22 protein-coding genes and 1 other RNA gene are annotated in these 20,454 nt (G+C 56.3%); 16 read left to right on the top strand and 7 right to left on the bottom strand.

Annotated elements, in window-relative coordinates:
* The first annotated feature begins 18 nt into the window (after positions 1-18).
* Positions 19-630: a TetR/AcrR family transcriptional regulator gene (locus DC3_RS10485; RefSeq protein WP_186815959.1), complete on the top strand. Its 612-nt coding sequence runs from the start codon at positions 19-21 to the stop codon at positions 628-630.
* Here DC3_RS10485 and DC3_RS10480 read toward each other — a convergent pair.
* Together DC3_RS10480 and ssrA are read right to left on the bottom strand one after the other, a co-directional pair.
* Positions 564-1,112 (bottom strand): hypothetical protein, encoded by a 549-nt coding sequence (locus DC3_RS10480; protein ID WP_146884315.1) that lies wholly within the window; start codon positions 1,110-1,112, stop codon positions 564-566. The two genes, DC3_RS10485 and DC3_RS10480, sit on opposite strands and share 67 nt — an antisense overlap.
* A gap of 69 nt (positions 1,113-1,181) precedes the next feature.
* Positions 1,182-1,552, bottom strand: a transfer-messenger RNA (tmRNA) gene (gene ssrA / locus DC3_RS10475).
* A 118-nt stretch (positions 1,553-1,670) separates the two neighbouring features.
* Between ssrA and dprA the strand changes: the two genes are divergently transcribed.
* Positions 1,671-2,729, top strand: a complete 1,059-nt coding sequence (gene dprA / locus DC3_RS10470; RefSeq protein WP_246130624.1) for a DNA-processing protein DprA — start codon at positions 1,671-1,673, stop codon at positions 2,727-2,729.
* Positions 2,730-2,973: 244 nt separating this feature from the next.
* Here dprA and DC3_RS10465 read toward each other — a convergent pair whose 3' ends face one another.
* Both DC3_RS10465 and DC3_RS10460 read right to left on the bottom strand, forming a co-directional pair.
* Complete coding sequence (locus DC3_RS10465; RefSeq protein ID WP_186815958.1) at positions 2,974-3,537, bottom strand: redoxin domain-containing protein; 564 nt, start codon at positions 3,535-3,537, stop codon at positions 2,974-2,976.
* Between the two features lie 86 nt (positions 3,538-3,623).
* On the bottom strand, positions 3,624-4,094 hold the full coding sequence (locus DC3_RS10460) for a MarR family winged helix-turn-helix transcriptional regulator (RefSeq protein WP_186815957.1): 471 nt from the start codon (positions 4,092-4,094) through the stop codon (positions 3,624-3,626).
* A gap of 63 nt (positions 4,095-4,157) precedes the next feature.
* Here DC3_RS10460 and DC3_RS29090 point away from each other — a divergent pair, with 63 nt between their 5' ends.
* Positions 4,158-4,646 carry a GNAT family N-acetyltransferase gene (locus DC3_RS29090; protein WP_186815956.1) on the top strand — a complete coding sequence of 163 codons (489 nt, stop codon included), beginning with the start codon at positions 4,158-4,160 and terminating at the stop codon, positions 4,644-4,646.
* On the opposite strand, the gene DC3_RS10450 is transcribed toward DC3_RS29090, so the two are convergent.
* Positions 4,641-5,741 (bottom strand): sensor histidine kinase, encoded by a 1,101-nt coding sequence (locus DC3_RS10450; protein WP_146884311.1) that lies wholly within the window; start codon positions 5,739-5,741, stop codon positions 4,641-4,643. The two genes, DC3_RS29090 and DC3_RS10450, sit on opposite strands and share 6 nt — an antisense overlap.
* Before the next feature lie 338 nt (positions 5,742-6,079).
* Here DC3_RS10450 and exaC point away from each other — a divergent pair, with 338 nt between their 5' ends.
* The 13 genes from exaC (at position 6,080) to DC3_RS10385 (ending at position 18,459) form a co-directional block, all read left to right on the top strand.
* On the top strand, positions 6,080-7,618 hold the full coding sequence (gene exaC / locus DC3_RS10445; RefSeq protein WP_186815955.1) for an acetaldehyde dehydrogenase ExaC: 1,539 nt from the start codon (positions 6,080-6,082) through the stop codon (positions 7,616-7,618).
* A 78-nt stretch (positions 7,619-7,696) separates the two neighbouring features.
* Complete coding sequence (locus DC3_RS10440; protein ID WP_146884310.1) at positions 7,697-8,062, top strand: DUF779 domain-containing protein; 366 nt, start codon at positions 7,697-7,699, stop codon at positions 8,060-8,062.
* Between the two features lie 26 nt (positions 8,063-8,088).
* Entirely contained in the window at positions 8,089-9,225 is a 1,137-nt protein-coding gene (locus DC3_RS10435; protein WP_146884309.1) for a GAF domain-containing protein, read from the top strand.
* A gap of 318 nt (positions 9,226-9,543) precedes the next feature.
* Positions 9,544-9,849 carry a hypothetical protein gene (locus tag DC3_RS10430; protein ID WP_146884308.1) on the top strand — a complete coding sequence of 102 codons (306 nt, stop codon included), beginning with the start codon at positions 9,544-9,546 and terminating at the stop codon, positions 9,847-9,849.
* 13 nt (positions 9,850-9,862) lie between these two features.
* Positions 9,863-10,669, top strand: coding sequence for a nitroreductase family protein (locus tag DC3_RS10425; RefSeq protein ID WP_146884307.1), 807 nt, complete (start codon positions 9,863-9,865; stop codon positions 10,667-10,669).
* Positions 10,666-11,703: a type III polyketide synthase gene (locus DC3_RS10420; protein WP_146884306.1), complete on the top strand. Its 1,038-nt coding sequence runs from the start codon at positions 10,666-10,668 to the stop codon at positions 11,701-11,703. The genes DC3_RS10425 and DC3_RS10420 overlap by 4 nt, the downstream gene beginning before the upstream one ends.
* Positions 11,704-11,727: 24 nt before the next feature.
* Complete coding sequence (locus tag DC3_RS10415; RefSeq protein ID WP_146884305.1) at positions 11,728-12,264, top strand: isoprenylcysteine carboxyl methyltransferase family protein; 537 nt, start codon at positions 11,728-11,730, stop codon at positions 12,262-12,264.
* Between the two features lie 210 nt (positions 12,265-12,474).
* Positions 12,475-13,542 (top strand): butyrate kinase, encoded by a 1,068-nt coding sequence (locus tag DC3_RS10410; protein ID WP_146884304.1) that lies wholly within the window; start codon positions 12,475-12,477, stop codon positions 13,540-13,542.
* Positions 13,543-13,614: 72 nt separating this feature from the next.
* Entirely contained in the window at positions 13,615-13,983 is a 369-nt protein-coding gene (locus DC3_RS10405; protein ID WP_146884303.1) for a hypothetical protein, read from the top strand.
* Between the two features lie 2 nt (positions 13,984-13,985).
* On the top strand, positions 13,986-14,795 hold the full coding sequence (locus DC3_RS10400; RefSeq protein ID WP_146884302.1) for a hypothetical protein: 810 nt from the start codon (positions 13,986-13,988) through the stop codon (positions 14,793-14,795).
* A gap of 292 nt (positions 14,796-15,087) precedes the next feature.
* Entirely contained in the window at positions 15,088-17,031 is a 1,944-nt protein-coding gene (locus DC3_RS10395; RefSeq protein ID WP_146884301.1) for a DNA topoisomerase subunit B, read from the top strand.
* A 151-nt stretch (positions 17,032-17,182) separates the two neighbouring features.
* Positions 17,183-18,007 (top strand): SDR family NAD(P)-dependent oxidoreductase, encoded by an 825-nt coding sequence (locus DC3_RS10390; RefSeq protein ID WP_146884300.1) that lies wholly within the window; start codon positions 17,183-17,185, stop codon positions 18,005-18,007.
* Positions 18,008-18,087: 80 nt separating this feature from the next.
* A complete protein-coding gene (locus tag DC3_RS10385) occupies positions 18,088-18,459 on the top strand; it encodes a hypothetical protein (protein WP_146884299.1) in 372 nt (123 codons plus the stop codon).
* A 79-nt stretch (positions 18,460-18,538) separates the two neighbouring features.
* Here DC3_RS10385 and DC3_RS10380 read toward each other — a convergent pair whose 3' ends face one another.
* Both DC3_RS10380 and DC3_RS10375 read right to left on the bottom strand, forming a co-directional pair.
* The gene (locus DC3_RS10380; protein ID WP_146884298.1) at positions 18,539-19,399 is read right to left on the bottom strand and encodes an alpha/beta hydrolase; all 861 of its coding nucleotides are present in this window, start codon (positions 19,397-19,399) and stop codon (positions 18,539-18,541) included.
* Positions 19,400-19,510: 111 nt separating this feature from the next.
* Positions 19,511-20,362, bottom strand: coding sequence for an alpha/beta hydrolase (locus tag DC3_RS10375; protein WP_146884297.1), 852 nt, complete (start codon positions 20,360-20,362; stop codon positions 19,511-19,513).
* Positions 20,363-20,454: the final 92 nt, after the last annotated feature.

Here is a 20,454-nt window from a genome sequence, read left to right as displayed (position 1 = left end):
GGGTTTAGAATATTTCCAATGTCAAGATCCAGGCCCTACCACCACGGACAGCTCAGGGACAGCCTCATTCAGGCCCTGCTGTCTCTGGCCCAGGACACCCCCCTTGCCCAGATTTCCCTGCGAGAGGTGGCCAAAAAAGCCGGGGTCAGCCACGCTGCCCCCTACCACCACTTTGAAAGCAAAGAAGCCATGATCGAGGCGGCCACCATTGAGTGCCTGAGGCACCTTTCCCAGACCCTGCAGACTGCTGTCGAAGCCCTGCCTGAAAAAACCCATCCGGTAGAGAAAATCAAGGAACTCGGCAAGGCATACATCCGTTTTGCCCTGCAACGCTCCACCGAATACCAGTTCATCAACCGCACCGACGTGTGCAACTTCCAGAACATGAGCAGCCGACTCCGCGAAGTCAGCCAGGAAGCCATCCACCTGCTCACCCGACTGGTGCTGGAAGCCCAGGCCCTAGGAGCCCTCAGGAAAGACGACCCTGGCATCCAGGTGCTGGCCCTCTGGAGCACCGTTCAGGGGCTGGCGAACCTGCTGCTGCTGGGATTCGTGCTGCCCGATCAGGTGGAGGACACGGTCTCTGCAGTGATGGACAGCGGACTGGGCCGGTTTGGCGAACCCTCCTGAAGCTGAGCCCAGCGCTTCCCACTCCAGATTTGCTCCACGGTTTTGATGTGCAGTTGGAATTTAGAGGCGACTTCTCTGGCGGGAGCGGTGCCTTTGAGGGTCAGGATGACCTGGGCCTGAGCTTTGCTGAGTTTGTGTTTGGGTGTGAGATTTCCATGTTTTCCAAGAATTTCATCAATTTTTTGTCTGCGGCGCTGGCCCATATATGGGTAGACCAGCTTCATCATTGCCATGGCACGGGTTCCAGAGATCTTTACCACATAACACGTTTTCCACCGCTCAGGATTTCTTCGATCATTTTTGACGTATGAAACCCCAAAACATCTTGCCACTTTTTCAATCACATCAAGATCGGTCATGGACACCACCAGGCGCGGGCTCCTGGGTGAGCTTGGAGGCGCATCCAAAAAACTGCCTTCACCTTCAAGCAAGCCTGCCAGCCATGCCACTTCAATTTCAGTGAGGTCAAATTCGGTGATCATGCATTCTTTATAGGAGATGGTCATTGATAAAAAAATACCTGGGATTCCTTATTGAAATCCCAGGTTTGTTGGTGGAGACGGACGGAATTGAACCGTCGTCCGAGGCACCTTCTAGCAAGCATCTACGTGTGTAGCTCAGGTATTTTTATTTCACGCTGGGCCTGCCCCTGAACCGGCCGCTTTCGCGCAATCCTCAACTTGGTTTCATCTCAGGCCGTAGAGGCATGAACCTGGACTAGCTGACTTTTATGTCAGTTTCTGCAACGCCATCAGCTGGGCTGTGCAGTCACTGTGCTGTCAATTAAGCAGCGCGAAGTGCGGGCTGGAAGCCCATTTGAAGATTTCTGCCAGTTAATGGCTTGCCGCTTTTTAACGAGGCCAACGGCACCTCGACACGCAACTCTACCTTCAGCATACCCCGTCGAAACCATTACGTCCCCAGAGGCACCATATATATTATACCACCCCCATGAGTAAGGGATAAGCACCCTGATTTAGGCCTTCCAGCCAGGGGTTTTTTCTCTGGTTCCAGTGGGTGTTTTCGGGGATGCTGGAAGGGTGAGTGAATTGCTGGCTTTATTGAATCTTAAGTTCACCCGGCAGCTGGGCAACAGGCGCATCCGGCGTCTTGTTGAGCATTTCGGGAATGCGCAGGAGGCCCTGAAGGCGAAGCTTGCAGACCTGAGGGGCATCGAGGGGATGGATTCCAGGGTATTGCAGCATCTGGGTTCCAGTGAGGCTGCAGCGAGGGCTGCACTGGAACTGGAACGGGCCAGAAAGGTGGGGGTGCGTCTGCTGGGTCTGACCGATCCAGATTATCCCAGGGCACTGAGGGCACTCTCTGATCCTCCTGCAGTGTTGTGGGTGAGGGGAGACCTGCCCATGCTGGAGGTGGTCCCGAAGGCCATCGGGGTGGTGGGGACCCGCAAGTGCAGTGCCTGGGCGTTGCAGTTTGCCCGTTCCCTGAGTCGGGACCTCACGCAGGCTGGGGTGATGGTGGTGTCCGGTCTGGCCCGTGGCATTGACACGGCGGCCCATCAGGCTTGCATTGAGGCGGGTGGGGTGACGGTGGGTGTGCTGGGAAGCGGTGTGGACAACATCTACCCTTCAGAGAACCGCAGACTGGTCCCACAGATGGTGCTGGTGTCGGAGCATCCCCTGGGGACCCGCCCGATGTCCCATCATTTTCCAGAGCGCAACCGGATCATTGCGGCCCTGAGTGCAGGGAGTGTGGTGATCGAGGGAGAGGTGACCAGTGGTTCCATGATCACCGCCCATGCTGCACTGGAGTGTGGACGCACGGTGTTTGCTGTTCCTGGCAGAGCGGGGGACCCTCTGGCTGCAGGGCCACACAAGTTGCTGCGTGAGGGGGCCGTGCTGGTGGAGGGAGCAGAAGACATCCTGCTGGAGATGGGCTGGAAATCCCTGCCGAAACTTGATCTTCAACTTCCAGAAGAACAGGCCCGCATTTACACCGCCCTGGATGCTCCCAGAACGCTGGACGATGTGCTGGTGCTGACCGGAATGGATGCAGGGGAGGCCCAGGTGAACCTGATGATGCTCACGCTCTCCGGGGTGGTGATGGAACTGTCCGGGGGAAGGTATGCGCGGGTTTGAGTAGAGCTTTCAGCAGTCAGCTTTCAGCCATCAGCTCTGGGATGCAGGAGCATCAACTTTGCTGTCCACCAGAGGAAACCGACCTGAACTGCCTCTGCTAAAATTTCTTGCCATGAATATGCTTGACACAGAATGCATATCAGGGTAAACTGTAGTTATCAGTCGGCGAAAGCCGATTTTTTTATTGCCCTGAAGATGGTGCTGGCCGATCTACTGTTCAGCACCATCTTCAGGATGCGAGGGATCAGGAGGAAAAAGCTGTTTTGGCTTCCTCTACGGCTCTGAAGATGGCCTCAAGAGGCAGATGGTCATAGACGTAATCCGCGTAGTGGGCCATCCAGATGTTCTGGTCCGGTCCAATCAGGAAGTCGGCAGGCATGCGGTGAAAGTTGCTGCCCTCTTCATGCGTGAGCACAAAACCTGCTTCTCCTGCAGCCTGGATGTGTTCCTGCAGGTCAGGCCTCTGCATGGTGGCCTGAATTTTGGCTTCTGAGGTTTCCACCTGATAGAGGTCATAAAGCTTTGCCTGCGGGTCGGGCAGGATGGGGAAGGGGGCCTGTTGCTGCCCGACATGCTCCTCAATGCTCTGCAATCCTGATTCGAAAACAGTGATGGTCTGGACGCCTGCTGCTTTGAACGCGGGCTGTTGCTGGATCAACTGGTGGACCCGCAGGTTGCACATGGCGCAGGCACCATTGCGAAAAAAGCTGAGCAACACGAATTGGCCGTGAAAGTCTGAAAGCTGGACGGTCTGACCTCTGAAATCCTGGGTCTGGAATGCTGGAGCAAGCTCTCCGGGATGAAGCATGGGAATTCTCCTTTCAATGGGTCTGTCTAAAAGGTAAGGTAGACTGACTAAATTGTCAAGGAGGCTGACCATTTGATCCAGCAGGTTCAATCGGTGATTTTTTCAAGCATCTGCTTCAGAGCGGCAAGCTCGGCAGGCCCGATCATCTCCTCAAAGGCCTTTTCGGTTTCCTGCACCACCCTGGAAGACAGCTGGCACAGCTCCCAGCCAGATGCTGTAAAACGGACCAGAACGGCCCTGCGGTCTGTGGGATCAGGGATGCGCTCCAGAAACCCCTGGGATTCGAGCTCTGCAACCAATTGACTGATGGACTGCTTGGTGAGTCCGGTGCGCTCGGTGAGGGCTGTGAGGCGGTTTCCCTGCAGGTCCAGATGGGGAAGGAGGGCCGTGTGCGCCAGGGTCAGATTGCTGTACCCATGCTGCTTCAGCAGGGCAAGGGCCTTGCTGGAAAAAGCACGGTTGGCCCTGAGCAAAAGGCGTCCCAGAGAAGGCTGACGCAATTCCTTCAGTTGTGCCTCGGTGGGCAGGTCGGTGAGGCCGGACATCAGACCGATCATACTGCACCTTCGTCTGCTATACAGGAACCTGCATGCCCCGGGATTTCTGCAGAACATGGAAGCATGTTGCGAATGGCCGATGTTCAGGATGCAAAACAGATTTCAGACCTCTGTGTGGCGGCTTATCAGGAATACCGTCCATTTGTGGGAGAAGAAGGCTGGCAGACCATGAGGGCAGGTCTGGGTCAGGCCTGGGAACGCAATCCTCAGGCCCGTTGGGCCGTGATTGAAGAGGAAGGACACCTGCAGGCCTGTGTGGCTTATTTCTCTCCTGGGGCAGCTCCACATCCCTATTTCCCGGACCAGTGGGCCTACCTGCGCTTTCTGGCGGTTCATCCTGAAGCCAGAGGAAAAGGCCATGCCCGCCGCCTGATGGAGTGGTGCATCGAGCAGGCCAGACAGGATCAGGCCACCCATCTGGGCCTCCACACCAGTCAGCAGGCAGGGTATGGATACCGGCTTTATGAGCGTCTGGGATTCATCAAAGATCAGGACCTGCCTGATTTCAGAGGGTTGCCGTATGTGCGGTATGTCCTGCAACCTGTTTCATGAACGAATCAGGATCTCGATGGTGGTTCCCTGACCTGGATGGCTTTTCACGGAGAACTTGCCTCCCAGGGCTTCGGTGCGTTCCCGCATGCCCTTCATGCCATTTCCCTGGGGATTCTGGATGCCCACACCATCGTCCTGGATGATCAGCAGGACACCTGCATGAACGTTCTGCAGAGAAACCCAGCAGGTTTTTGCCTTTGCGTGGCGGATGATGTTGGTGATGGCTTCCCTGAGGACCAGTTGCAGGGTGCCCTGCTGCTCAGGGCTGAGTTCCACAGCTTCTTCCAGATGCTCCAGCTGGATTCCAGCCGCATCCAGCGCAATTTTGATGCGTCCCAGTTCGCTTTTCAGGTCGGTGCCCTTGTAGCCCTGCACGGCCAGACGCACCTCGGTGAGGGCTTCGCGAGAGATCTTTTCCACTTCCTGAAGCTCCTGTTTTGCCCGCTCGGCATTGCGCTCCATCAGTTTGGAAGCCAGGTCTGATTTCAGCACGATCACGCTGAGGGTGTGCCCGAGCAGGTCATGCAGGTCACGGGCAATGCGTTCCCGCTCCGCCACCTGGGCCAGATGTTCCTTTGCAGGCTGGGTCTGCTTCTGGACCAGGGCAGAGGACATGGCGCGGTACCCGAAATGGTTCCCCACACCCACAGAAATGCAGATGAACAGGTTCCCTGCCAGGGCTGCAGCAGGCACATCCTGTGACACCATCAGCCAGAGCAGTAAAAGCACGATCAACAGCACCGTGCTGACATTGAACCTCACACTGCGCTGAAAAGCCCCCATTGCCACGGCGTAGGACAGAAATCCAGTGGCAGCAGTCCAGCCGCACCAGGGCAGGATCAGAAAAAACGACAGCACACACCAGCCAATCCCCACCAGATTCCACTTTGGGAAAGGCTCCAGGGGCCGGGTGGTGAACAGGGTGCGAAACACCACCAGATACAGACAGACAAAACCCAGCAGCAGCACCCCAAAAGTGAGTTGCTCTGTCCACAGGCGAGGCTGGGCATAAAACTGTTGCAACGGAAAAACCAGAAAAAGCAACCACGGCCACGACAGAAACCTGTGCCAGCGGATGGGGTCGGCCCTCAGCATTTTCTCGCTCCAGCGTCGCTGCGGGCCACAGAAAAGGGCAGTTGTGGGCAGGATGGGTCTTCAATCATGGGGCAGTCCATGAGGCCCGGCAAGAGAAACCCGGGAACACAGCACAAGCATAGCCATCCTGCAGGGAGACCACCAGTGACAGGTATCATGTGCCCCTTCACCTTCAGGTTGAAGGTTCCACCAACCACCAACCAACCTGCATTTTCTACCCTGAAAAAACCCAACAACGTGTTGATCTCAGAACAGCAAAAAAGTGGTTCTGACATCTTCCTTTTTTTCACTCCATCAGGGAGACACCCCGGGTGGAACTTCGCGCGCAGGAGGCCCACATGACCGTAGCAAAACCCGTGTCCAACCCCCGTCCCGGAACCGAAGGCAGCCCCATTGAAGTGAAAACCAGGTACGGCAATTTCATTGGGGGAGAGTGGCAGGACCCCGCAGAAGGCCAGTATTTTGAGAACATCAGTCCCGTCACCGGGAAGGCCTTCACCCAGATTGCCCGTTCCACCGCTCCAGACATTGAGAAGGCACTGGATGCAGCCCACCGTGCTGCAGACCGCTGGGGCCAGACCAGCACCACCGAGCGCTCCCGCATCCTCTTAAAAATTGCAGACCGTCTGGAAGAGAACCTCGCAGACCTCGCAGTGATTGAAACCTGGGAAAATGGCAAACCCCTCAGAGAGACCACTTTTGCAGATCTGCCCCTGGCGATTGACCACTTCCGGTACTTTGCAGGCGTGATCCGTGCCCAGGAAGGCTCCATCGGTGAAGTGGACCACGACACCATGGCCTACCACTTCCATGAACCGCTTGGGGTCGTCGGGCAGATCATTCCCTGGAACTTCCCCATCCTGATGGCTGCATGGAAACTGGCCCCTGCGCTGGCTGCCGGAAACTGTGTGGTGCTGAAACCTGCTGAGCAGACCCCCTGGAGCATCCTCAAAGTCATGGAACTCATTCAGGACCTGCTGCCTCCCGGCGTGCTGAACGTGGTGAACGGTTTTGGCATTGAGGCTGGAAAACCCCTTGCCACCAGCCCCAGAATCGCCAAGGTGGCCTTTACGGGTGAGACCACCACCGGACGCCTGATCATGCAGTATGCCAGCCAGAACATCATTCCCGTGACCCTCGAACTCGGGGGCAAGAGCCCCAACATCTTCTTCCCGGACGTCATGGCCCAGGACGATGACTTTCTGGACAAGGCCGTGGAGGGCTTCGTGATGTTCGCCCTGAACCAGGGGGAGGTCTGCACCTGCCCCAGCCGCGCCCTGATCCACGAATCCATCTACGACAGTTTTATGGACCGGGTGGTGAAGCGCACCGAGAAGATCATCCAGGGAGACCCCCTGAGCATGGACACCATGATCGGAGCGCAGGCCTCCAACGATCAGCTGGAAAAAATCCTCTCCTACCTGGACATTGGCCGCCAGGAAGGGGCCACTGTGCGCACCGGAGGCAGCCGCAACGTGCTGGAAGGGGACCTGAAAGACGGGTACTACGTGAAACCCACCATCTTTGAAGGCCACAACCGCATGCGCATCTTCCAGGAGGAGATCTTCGGTCCAGTGGTCGCTGTGACCTCCTTCAAGGACACCGAAGAAGCCCTTTCCCTTGCCAACGACAGCCTTTATGGTCTCGGGGCAGGGGTGTGGACCCGTGACATGAACACCGCCTACCGCATGGGCCGCAGCATCAAAGCGGGCCGCGTCTGGACCAACTGCTACCACGCCTACCCTGCACATGCCGCATTCGGGGGCTACAAGCAGTCTGGCATTGGCCGCGAAACCCACAAGATGATGCTGAACCACTACCAGCAGACCAAGAACCTGCTGGTGAGTTACAGCACCAAACCCCTGGGCTTCTTCTGAGCCTTTGACCCTTTCACGCTCTGGTCCTTTCCTGCCTTCTGGGAAAGGACCCTCTGGCGTTCAGGACAGGAGGTCCAGATGAACCGCGTAGACATCACCCCACAGGCCCGGGAAGTGCTTGACGCCCTGCAGCAGAAGCATGGTTCCCTGATGTTTCACCAGAGTGGGGGCTGCTGTGATGGCAGTGCCCCGATGTGTTACCCCAGAGATGAATTCCAGACTGGTGACAGCGATGTGCTGCTCGGGCATCTGGGAGACACCCCTTTTTACATGAGCAAAAGCCAGTTCGAGTACTGGCAGCACACCCACCTGACCGTGGATGTGGTGCAGGGCAGAGGGAGTGGTTTCAGTCTGGAAGCCCCGCTGGGGGTGCGTTTTCTGATCCGTTCCAGGCTCCTCACCGAAGAGGAGTACACTGAACTCACCCCATCCACGAAAGCCTGACTGTCAATGGTCTGGAGGAAACACCCATGAACGAACTGGGCCTGAGCCGCAAAAAACTGGAACATGCCTGGCTGCAGTACCAGCAGGGTCTGCAACCGGACACCCGTCTGGAAGTGCTGCACTCCTGGGACCGCTCCAGGGGTCGGGTGGCTGCCGATCAGCCCCGTCCCCGGGTCATGGACATGAATCTGGCGTACCGCTGGTGGCTGGAAAGTGAACTGTCGAGTGCCTGCGAGCCCATCTTGCCCAACCTCTCGGACCTGGCGAAGCAGGGGGATTTCGTGGCCGCCATCAGCAATGAGGAGGGGGTGCTGCTCTGGAGTGCAGCAAGCCCTCGCATGGCCCGGATCTCCGAAGGGGTCGGGTTTGTGCCCGGAGGCCACTGGGGAGAGAGTGAGGTGGGCACCAACGCCCTGGCCCTCGCCATGCACACCCGCAAACCCCAGACGGTGTTCTCCGCAGAGCATTTTGTGCAGGCGGTGCACGACTGGGTGTGTTATTCCGCTCCGGTGATCCACCCGGCCACAGGGCGGGTGCTGGGGGTGGTGGACCTGAGCAGCACCTGGGAGAACGCCAACCCTCTGGCCCTCACCATCGTGCAGACCCTGGCCAGTTCGGTGAACCGGGTGCTGGCCGTGACCCACCAGCGCATGGTTCCAGACCAGTTCCTGTCTCTCAATGTGTGCGGCACCATCAGTGTGCGCTTCAACCACCAGCCGCTGAAACTGACCCTCAGGCAGACCGAGATCCTGCTCATTCTGGCCCTGAGACCGGAAGGCATGTCCTTTGAGGAGCTTTATGCAGCCCTCTACCCACAGGATGAAGTGAGCCCATCGACCCTGAAGGTGGAACTGAGCCGCCTGAGGCAGGCTTTGCAGGGAGGCATCAGCCTGAAGCATTACCGCCTGACGGTCCCTGTTTACACCGATGTGCAAGCGGTCCGGGACCTGATCCGTGGGGGCATGCTGCAACAGGCCCTGGGCCTCTACAAAGGGGTGTTGCTTCCAAGGTCGGACAGCCCTTTCCTGGAAAGCCAGCGTGAAGTCCTGCATTCAGAAATCACCGAGGCACTGATCCGATCAGGGGACCAGGACCTGATCTGGCAGTTTGTGCATGCCTTCCCTGAAGATTACCTGCTCACCCAGATTTCGAAGTCTGGCTGAATTTTGCCTTCAGGGACAGCGCGAAGTTTCTGAGGGGCAGCATCGCCTGAGAAAGCCGTCAGCGGTCACCACCAGAACACAGAAGAACTTTTGCCAGAGGCATAAAAACAAGAGCCCTGCTTTCCAGCACAGCTTCAGCTTGTCGTTTGCCTGCTGCGAAGGCATCAAGACCTCTTTTGCTGAGGGCTGAACGCTGAGGGCTGAAAGCTGATCGCTCCATACCATCAGCAATGCCTTGTGCTCACCCGGATTGTGCCCCAACCTGCAGATGAAGTTTTGCACAATCCTGCGGGAGAAAAACCCGGCTTATACTGAAGCATGCCTGTGAGCATGTGGTTTGCAGGAGGGTTTTACCTCATCAATTTTCTGCTCGGACTGGGCCTGCAAATGAACCTTTTCAGGCTGCGGTACCGGGCTTTGCATCATGTGCTTTATGCACTGGTCGTGCTGTCCTGCCTGTGGGTGTGGTGGGAGGTGCGGCATGCTGTTCTGTTCCTCGCTCTGCTCCTGTGGGGCCTGATGCCACTCATGCGTCCCAGAAGGGTCGGGCATGTCATTTTGCCCCTCGTGGTGGGTGGGCTTTATCTGGTGTTCATGGTCAGCAGGTGGGGTTTTTACGTTTAAAGGAGACAACCAAATGACAAAAGTGTTATCTGACCTCAGTCTGCTTCAGGGCATTCTGGGCCGCCGCACCACCAATGGACCATTCAAACCCGATTCTGTGAAAAAAGAACACCAGCACATGCTGATGAAGCTCGCTTCTGCTGCACCAAGTCATTTCAATTCCCAGCCCTGGCGGTTCGTGCTGATTGAGAACCGGGACACCATTGAGCGCATTGGGGCCATTGCTGGTGAGAGCATGCAGAAACTGATTGAGAGGGGCATCTTTTTCGAGCGTTATCGCAGGTACTTCCGGTTTTCCCAGAAAGAGATGGACGAAAGGCGGGATGGGATTTTCATTGACCACCTCCCTGCCCCCCTCAAGCCTTTCACCCGCCAGATTTTCAGTGATGCAGGTTTGAGCGTCATGCGCAACCTGGGGGTGCCAAAGCGCCTGGGAGAAGACAACCGCAAACTGGTTGCCGGAAGTCCCCTCTTGATGGCCGTGCTGCTCGACAAGACCGAGTATGTTCCCGATCAGCTCAGCGGCTTTTATTCGATTTTTGGGATGGGGGCCGCCATCGAGAACATCTGGCTTGCCATCCAGGAATTCAAGATGGGCATCCAGTTTGTAAGCACGCCCATGGAGATTCCCGAAGCGTGGCAGGAGATACAGCACCTCATCCGGGTTCCTGAGAGTCTGGAGCTCATGGCGGTGTACCGACTCGGCTATCTTCCCGATGATCCGAAGCGGCCCAGCATCGACTGGAACAGTCGGGAACGCAAGCGCCTCTCGCAGTTTGTGTTCCGGGAAACGTGCGACACCCCCGAGGAGGATGATTGACGGCCATACTGCGCAGCATCGCCACAGCCAATCCCCCGCACCTGCTCCGGCAGCAGGACGTGGAGAGGTTCGCTGCCCACCTTTTCCCAAAATACGCCGTCTCCAGAAGGCACATGGAGATCTTCCGCAACGCCCGGATTGACACCCGTGCCGTCTCAAAGCCGCTGGAGTGGTATGGCGAGGACCACAGTTTCCCGGAAAAGAATGCTGCAGCTTGCGAAATGGCTTTGCAGCTCAGCATCGAAACAGCAGAACAGGCCATTTCCCAGGCAGGTCTGCACCCCGAGGACATCGAAGCCCTGGTTTTTGTGAACACCACCGTTGTCAGTGCCCCGAGCCTGGACGCAAAACTGATCCAGGCCATCGGGCTCCCGCTTCGCACCCAGAGGATTCCCGTGTGGGGCCTGGGCTGTGCCGGAGGGGCCGCAGGACTCGCCAGAGCTGCAGACCTCGTGAACAGTGGAAAAAAACATGTGCTGCTCATTGCCGTGGAAATCTGTTCCCTGACCTTCATCAAGGAGGACCACTCCAAGAGCAACTTTGTGGGTGCAGCCCTCTTTGCCGATGGTGCAGCAGCACTGGTGCTGTCCTCCTCAGGCGAAGGCATCGAAATCCTGGGGGGGCACAGTTCCCTGATCCCCGACAGCGAGGATGTGATGGGCTGGGATGTGCTGGAGTCTGGCCTGAAAGTGCGCTTCTCTCGCGACATCCCCACCCTCCTGCGCGAAGTCATGCCTGAAAGCCTGCAGAATGCCTGTGAGGCCCACGGTCTGGAGCGCAAGGACCTGAAACATCATGTGCTGCACCCGGGAGGGGTCAAGGTGATTGAAGCCTACAGTGAGGTGACAGGCGTGTGCATGAAACATCTGGACGCCACCCTGTGGGTGCTCAGGCATTTCGGGAACATGAGCAGTCCATCGGTGCTTTTCGTGCTGAAGAAGTATCTGGAGTCCCCCCTGAGGCCCGGGTGCGGTATCCTGACAGCCATGGGTCCCGGTTTCTGCGCCGAGCATGTGCTCTTCAGGGTGCCCTGAATTCACACATCAATCAAGGAGACCATGCCTTCAATCATCCTGCTGCTGGTGGTGGCTGCACAACGCCTGCTGGAACTGCGTATTGCAAAACGAAATGAAGCCTGGGCCAGATCCAGAGGAGCAAAAGAATACGGTCGGGAGCATTACTGGATGTTTTTTGTGTTGCATCCACTGTGGATGCTGGCTTTCACCCTGGAAGGTTATTTCCGTGATGCACCGGTCCAGGGGTGGGCTGTTGTGGCCTACCTGATCCTGCAACTCTTAAGGTACTCGGTGATTTCCACCCTGGGTCCCTACTGGAACACCCGAATCCTGATTGTCCCTGGGGGCCAGAAGGTCACAGGCGGCCTGTACCGTTTCCTGAAACACCCGAATTATGTGGTGGTGGCTCTTGAAATCCTGATCACCCCTCTGGTCGTGGGCGCATGGTGGACGGCTCTGGTTTTTTCTGTCCTGAATGCACTGGTGATGCGGGTCAGGATTCCGGCGGAGGAAAGGGCATTGAGGGAGTATGAAGGATTGCCGAGGGCCGAGGGACGAGGGCCGAGAGCGAACCGATAGGCTTTTGCTTTGGCTTCAGATGGATGTGGATGCGAGGCGTTTCAAAGGAAAGAATGGTAAATGTTTTTCCGTGCCAGAGCCTTTGCTTTCCTGCTTTTGCCCTCGGCTCTCGTCCCTCGGCCCTCGGCATCTGTTCCCATTTCAGCCCCTCCTTTTTGTGCCCAAAAGTGCTAGAGTGAAGCAGATGCTTAGCGGCACATGGAGCCACGCATGATTGCTTATGTGATCAACCCTGGCACTGCCAGTACCAAACTTGCCCTCGCGCACATCCAGCCCAGTGACAATCCGAGTCTCCCTGGCAACATCCGCGTCGAACTCGAGAAGCGCGAGGTGTCCCATCCGGATCTGCCTGTTCCCTTCATCGAGAAGCTTCCCCTGATCCGGCAGGAGATCTGGCAGGGCATCAAAGGGTGGCCCAGACCCGAGGCGGTGGTGGGCCGGGGTGGCATTCTCGGGCCGCTTCCTGCAGGCACCTACCGGGTGACCCAGGAGCTTTCGGATTTTGCCATTCACTCCCCCTACAAAGACCACATCACCAACCTGGGTGCGCCTCTGGCGCTAGAGGTGGCAAAAGCTTTTGGCGTTGAAGCCTACGTCGTGGACCCCATGAGTGTGGATGAACTCCTCCCTGAAGCCCGCATCAGTGGGTTTCCTGGAGCAGAACGCACCAGTCTGTTTCATGCTCTGAATGCCAAGGCAGTGGCGCGCCGCACGGCTTACGAAGTCGGGAAGCGCTTCACCGATTCGGTGATCGTGGTGGCCCACCTGGGCAACAAGAGCAGCATCACCACCTACCGCAAGGGACGGGCCATTGACACCACCGGAGCCCATCTGGAAGAAGGTCCTTTCACTCCCAGCGGCACAGGCATGCTGCCTTTAAGCAAATTGCTGGATCTGGCTTACCAGTATCCCCGTGCCCGTGTTGAGCAGATGCTGCTGTTCGAGTCTGGTTTCAAGGGCCTGACCGGAACAGCGGACCTGAAGGAGCTGGAACAGCGCCAGGACGAGCCGCAGGTCAAACTGGCTGTGAAGGCTTTCGTGTATCAGGTCGCCAAATACATCGGGTCTTACAGCGTGGTGGCAGGCCGCCCGGATGCCATTGCCATCACCGGTGGAATTGCCCGCTGGTTTTCCCTCGTGGACATGATTGAGGAGAAACTCTCCTGGATTGCCCCTGTGGTGGTCATCCCTGGAGAACTTGAACTTGAAGCCCTTGCAGAAGGGGTGGGCCGGGTGCTTGTGGGACACGAGCAGCCCAGAGAGTGGGTGAAGCCCTAATTGCAGGGTGCTTCATCTGTTAAAGTGAAACGATCAGCGAGGACACCCTCCTCGCTTTTTTCTGGGTGAAAGATGTCAAGACGCAAGTACAGGCAGGAAGTGAGGCCCATTCGCGCCACCAGCATGTGGCGGGTGGACCAGGTCTTCCTGAACCTCAGAGGACAGCGCATCGAGGTGACCTGCTCTCTGGTCAACGATGACGGGGGCCTGCGCAACGACATGACCATCGCACCCACCAGAGATCCAAAAGAGGCTGTGGAGTTTGCGGCCCGTTACATTGCTGCCAAAGGCAACGTTTACCGGGCGTATGGGGCACGGGTGCGCTGGACCAAACTGCTTGCCACCGATGACATTGATCTCGTGCGGGACCATGTGCTGGAAGATGCCTTTCTGGATGCTTTTGAAGAAACCCTGGCGGAAGTGCGCGACCGCATGCGGTGATCATGATCAAGAGGATGCTCAGGTGGCTTTTTGTGCTCTACTGGGCTGTGGTTCTGGCGGTTCTCTCTTTGCAGGTGCATTACTTTCATGGCACTGCACCTGAGGGAATGGACTGCTTGCCTGAATGCATGAAGCCCACCGAGCAATGGGGTTTTCCTCTGCTGTACATTCAGGAAGCGTTCATGACCTCTGAGGAAAGGCGGTTATACATCTGGCCTTTTCTGGGAAATGTGCTCTTTTATGGTGCTTTGCTGGGATGGTTTTTGAGAAGTCTGCTCCTGCCCCGGGTGACTGCCGATCTGTTTGTAAAGGCTGCTTGCTGGCCGCTGATGTGGTTTCTTTTGCTTCAATGGAACAAAAGCTGGCCGATGGTGGCGGTGGTGGCAGGTGTGGGTCTGTGGCACGCTGTAAGGGCCAGGAACAGGGGCTCTGCTGCATGGTGGCTCTCCATGGGTCTGGTGCTGGCAGGAGGTGTGCTGCTGGGTCATCCATGGCCTGAACATCGTGATCCTCGCCTTTGGAGTGCCTGGGCTGCCTTGTTCTGGCTGGGTCTGAACTTCCCGGTTCAATTGCAAGCTGCAAGGCTGCTCTATTTGGGGCTCGGGGTGCTGACCGGACTCTGGTGGTACACCCTGATCGACGGTCCTTTTCTGGCTGCCCTGGGGACCCATCTGGCTGGATCAACCCTGATGTGGTGGCTTTTTGGGGTGTGGCTCTGCATGTTCATGGCCCCTCAGTTGCTGATGGAGTGTCTGGAACGCTGGAAAGTCATTTCTGGGAATACAAAAAAGCAGCCAGTTGAAACGGTGTGATGGGCAGGGCTGCAGCCCTGCCCTGGTTCTGGAGTTGCAGGTTCGGGAAATTCGCTGTGAGCATAATCTGTGGGTTGGATGGTGAGGGGGTCTCCAGCCATGTTGTTCCCTGAGAGGTAATTCAGTTTTTATTTTCTGGAACATCATTTTTCTCACCGGAGTCGCCGTGAAATTGACCCGGTTTATTACGCTAATAACAGAAAAAAATTTGCCAAGTTACGTTTTACCTGATATACTGGTAAGGCTAGGGATGAAGTTGCACCCTTCTTCAAACCCGACAAAAAGGAGCACAATGACCACTGAATACAACGCGTCAAGCATTCGCGTCCTGAAAGGACTTGAAGCCGTTCGTGAACGCCCCGGGATGTACATTCAGGGCGGAACGGGCATTGATGGTTACCATCAACTTCTGACTGAAATTGTGGACAACGCCATTGATGAGGGTCTGGCCGGTCATGCCAATGAAGTGACTGTGACCCTTCACAAGGACGGTTCTGTCAGCGTCACAGACAACGGACGTGGCATTCCAGTGGACATCATGCCAGACGAGGGCAAGCCTGCCATCGAAGTGATTTTCACCCAGCTTCACGCCGGGGGCAAATTCGACAGCAATGCTTACAAGGTGTCTGGTGGCTTGCACGGTGTGGGTTCCAGTGTGGTGAATGCCCTGAGTGCCTACTTCGATGTGCATGTCAACAAAGATGGCAAGCTCTATCACATCCGTTTTGAGAACAGTGAACTGGCTGTGCCACTCGAGATTCTGGGCAACACCCCCAGCGATGTGACTTACAGCACCCGCGTTCATTTTCTGGCAGACAACGATTACTTCAAAGGCATCGAAGCCCACTACGACTATGATCGGGTGCGTCGCCGCCTGCGTGAACTTTCCTTCCTCACTGGCCTCAAGATCGTTCTGACCGATGAACGCCCCGATACCCCCAAACGCGAAGAGTTCCATGAAGCGGGTGGAGTGGCGGCTTACGCCAAAAGCCTGGTGCATGAAGGCAAACTGATTTACGACACCCCCATCCTCATGAAGGGTGAGCTTGAAGGTGTGGAAGTGGAAGTGGCTTTCATCCACTCCACCGCCTACAACAGCAGCATCCTCTGCTATGGCAACATGATCACCAACCGGGACGGTGGAACCCACCTCACAGGTTTCAAAACCGCCTACACCCGTGTGCTCAACAACTATGCCAAGAGCAAAGGCCTGATCAAGCAGGGCAACCCCCTGCCCACCGGTGATGACCTGCTCGAAGGCATCAACTGCGTGATCAGTGTCAAACTCTCTGATCCCATGTTCGAATCCCAGGCCAAGGTGAAACTCCTCAACCAGGAAGCCCAGACGGCCGTTCAGAGCATCGTGTACGAGAAGCTCACCCAGTACCTCGAAGAGAACCCCAAAGTGGGCAAAACCATCGTCGAGAAGGCTGCAGATGCTGCCCGTGCCCGTGAAGCCGCCCGCAAGGCCCGTGACCTCGTGCGCCGCCAGAACCCCCTGGAAAGCGACGACCTCCCCGGCAAACTCGCTGACTGCTCCTCCAACGACCCCATCGAGTCTGAACTCTACATCGTGGAAGGGGACTCTGCAGGTGGTTCCGCCAAACTGGGCCGGGAACGCCGCTTCCAGGCCATCTTGCCCCTGCGTGGGAAGATCCTGAACGTCGAGAAGGCACAGCTCACCAAGATCCTGAAGAACACCGAAATCCGCAGCATGATCAGTGCCATCGGTGCGGGTGTGGAAGGCACAGGCGACAACGCCCACTTTGACCTTTCCAATTTGCGCTACCACAAGATCATCATCATGACGGACGCCGACAAGGACGGTGGGCACATCGCTGCCCTGCTGCTGACCTTCTTCTTCCGCTACATGCGTGCCCTCATCGAGCAGGGCCACCTGTACATCGCCCAGCCTCCCTTGTACCGCTTCAGCACAGGTCGTGGCAAGAACAATGAAACCTACGTGTACAACGAAGAACAGCTTCGTACCCTGGTGGACACCGCCAATGAAAACGGCAAGAAGTACGAGATCCAGCGCTTCAAAGGCCTCGGTGAAATGAACCCCGACCAGCTCTGGGAAACCACCATGAATCCCGAGACCCGCCAGCTCAAGCAGGTGAAACTTGAAGACATTGAACTGGCCCACGAGGTCTTTGAAATGCTGATGGGAACCGAAGTGCCCCCCAGACGGGAATTCATTGAGCTGAACGCCAAGTACGCTCAGGTGGACATTTAAATTCCTGACCTTCAGGGCGAACCGACGGTCTGCCCCTACACCCCCTCTGAGGTTCTGGAGGGGGTTTTTGCATTAAGCCATCCCTGCTATTTTGTTTTTCACGTGAAACACCTACCCTGATTAAGCACAGAACAAAATCTGGAGGATGCACATGGGCGAACTGACAGGGAAAGTGGCACTGGTGACTGGAGCTTCTCGGGGTGTGGGGAAAGGAGTGGCGCTGGCACTGGCACAGCAGGGAGCAGTGGTCTATTTCACAGGACGCACCTTAAATGAAGGAGAGGCCAGTGTGGATCTGCCTGGAAGCCTGATGCGCACCCAGCAGGACATTGAAGCCCTGGGGGGCACCGGGTTCTTTCACCAGTGCGACCACACAGACGACGACCAGACCCGGGCGGTGATCCAGCGCATCGAGCAGGAGCAGGGGAGACTGGACATCCTGGTGAACAATGCCTGGGGAGGATACGAGCACTACTGGGATGGCACCCGTTTCTGGGAGGAGCAGGGTTTCTGGACCGCTCCCCTGAGCCGCTGGGACCGCATGTTTGATGCAGGTGTGCGGGTGCAGTACGTCACCACCAGTCTGGCCATCCCCCTGATGCTGAAGACTCAGGCAGGCCTGATTGCCAACATCTCCTTTATTGCTTCCCACAAGGTGGACATGGGGGTGGCCTATGGGGCAGCCAAAGCCGCCAGTGACCACATGACCAGGTGCATGGCGCATGAATTGAAACCCCATGGGCTCTCGGTGGTGGCCTTGCATCCTGGGCTGGTTCGTACAGAGTCCGTCATCAAGTCCAATTTCTTTGACCTCAGCAACTCCCACAGCCCGGAGTACGTGGGAATGGCGGTTTCTGCCCTCTACCGAAATCCCGAAAAGCTCAATTTCAGTGGAAAATCGCTCGATGTGCTGCAAATCGCTCTGGACCACGGGTATGCAGACATTGATGGCAGGCAACCTCTTCCCGGTGCATGACGTATGTCATATCAGAGCAGTGACTTCTGAGGGTACCTGAAACATTCAGTCAGAAGTACTGTTGAGGAAGAGGTGAGGTCATGGAAACCCGCAAACAACAAGAAGCATGGAAATTGATTGGCATTGGCGTCCTGTTCTTTTTGATCTTTGGTCTGGGACTGCGCTTTGATCACTGGTGGGCGCTTTTCATTCTGATTCCTGGTGCATACCAGTGGTTCCGCGCATACGAAGAATACAAAAGTGTTGGTTACACCCCCGGAGTGGGAGCCAAAGTGGCCCAGGGACTGCCCCTGGTTCTGGTGGGCAGCATCTTCATCTTTGATCTGGACTGGGGCCGGGTGTGGCCACTCTTCATCATCATGGCCGGGGTGATTGCCCTGCTGAACCCCTACAAACTCAAAAAAGATCAGGAAATGCAGGATGTGAAGTACGAGAAAGTGGAGCAGCAATAAGTGGTCAACCCCGATTGAACTTGCCAGATGAACACATGATTGGAAAACACCCCGCAAGGGGTGTTTTTGTTTAAGGCTTTCACTTTTTCAGATTCCTCTGCATGAAGTCCAGAACCGTCTCCCTGACAGGTGGAAAAAACCCGGAGAGTCGCCGCATCAATGCTCCCACAATCTCACCGTGGTTGATGTTGGGGAAGGTGACCGACTCCACAGGGGTGCCATTTCTCTGCAGGGCACGGACCATATTGAAGCCGTTTTCAGGCCCGACCAGCTCGTCCCGGTCTGCTGCCAGGATCAGGAATGGAGGAAGGTCCCCTTTGACGTGGTTTGCAGGCATCACCTGTTCTTGCAGGTAAGTGCCAAAGACCCCTGGAGTGTATTTGGGGTCAAAATCATAAGGTCCAGCAAGACCAATCACACCCCGGAAGTCTGTGGCCTTCAGGCCTTCTGCTTCCAGAAGAGAGGTGTTCACCAGGGCTTCTGCCACATTGTATGCCCCTGCAGAGTGGCCCATAGCAAAGATGTTTTCGGGATCTCCAGCGTAGTCCTTGATGTGCTCACGGGTCCATTTCAGGGCCTTTACGGTGTCCTGCACAAAGGCAGGGTAGGAGACACTGGGCACCAGACGGTAATTGATCAGGACGGTCACGTATCCTGCCCGGGCAAAGGATTCTCCGACAAACTCGAAGTCATCTTTGCCATAGCTTTTCCAGGAGCCTCCGTGCACGAAGACAACCACAGGATGTGTCCCTTTCTGTCTGGGCAGGTAGATGTTGAGTTTCTGGCGGGCTTCTGGGCCGTAAGGGATGTCCTGGTGGAACTTCAGGTCACGGGTCACGGTAAAGGTGTTGAGGAGGTTGAGGTTTCCACTGTGGGTCTGGGCCTGGGCCACCAGAGGAAGGGTGAGAAGGGCCAGGGCCAGCAGCATTCTTGATGACATAAAAGGCAGTTTACAGCTTTTGGATCGGGTTTTTTGTGCAGTATTTAACCGAGTCTAAAAGTGTGGCGTTGCGAACCTGCCTTCTGCTTTCTGCCTTCTGCTTTCTGCCCCTCAAAGTTGCTTCTGCATGAACTTCAAAATCATGTCCCGAACAGGAAAGTTTCCAGATATCCTGCGCACCAGGGTGGCCAGGATGTCGGTGTGCCCCAGGTTTGGAACGGTGAAGGTTTCCACAGGTGTTCCGTTGCCCTGCAGGGCTTTTGCCAGTTTGAGGGCATTTTCGGGCATCACCAGATCGTCGTTTCCTGCACTGAGCAGCAGGAAGGCTGGAAGGGGACCGTTGACCCGGTACACGGGCATGACTTCCCTGCGGATCACGTTTTCAGCAAAGATGCCGTCCAGTGGCGGAATGTCATAAAGGCCTGCAATGCCGATCACCCCTTTGAAATCACTGGCTTTCAGACCCTCTGCAGCCAGGAAATCAGATCCCACAATGGACATCACAGCGTTGTAGCCTCCTGCGGAGTGGCCCATCACAAAGATCCGGTTCGGGTCGCCCGAGTATGCTGCCACATGGTCTTTGATCCAGCGAAAGGCTTTCACAGTGTCCTGCACAAAGGCCGGATACTGCACTTCGGGGTACAGACGGTAGTTGATGATCGCCGTCACATAACCTGCCCTGGCAAAGGATTCACCAATAAACTTGAAATCGTCTTTTTTGTATTTCTGCCAGGTGCCTCCATGCACGAAGATCAGGACGGGATGGGTGCCTTTCTGTTTTGGAAGATAGAGGTCCAGTTTCTGTCTGCCGTGCTCTCCGTAAGCGAGGTCTTTGTGCACCTTCAGGTCCCGCACCACGGTGAAGGTGTTGATGGTGTCAATCAGCATCTGGCTGGAGGTCTGGGCCTGGGCTCCTGAGCATAAAAAAACCATGAAGAGTGAAAGAAGAAGCTTGCGACGCATGGTTTTCAGTGTAAGCAGCAGGGTTTTTGAATGCTGTGATGGTTTTGACCCGGTTCAAGATTCATGAAGGTCAATAATCGTATACTTGTATA

The organism is Deinococcus cellulosilyticus NBRC 106333 = KACC 11606, assembly GCF_007990775.1.
Classification (GTDB): domain Bacteria; phylum Deinococcota; class Deinococci; order Deinococcales; family Deinococcaceae; genus Deinococcus_C; species Deinococcus_C cellulosilyticus.
The sequence above is the reverse complement of the archived record's forward strand: the minus strand, read 5'-3'. Positions and strand labels throughout refer to the sequence as shown.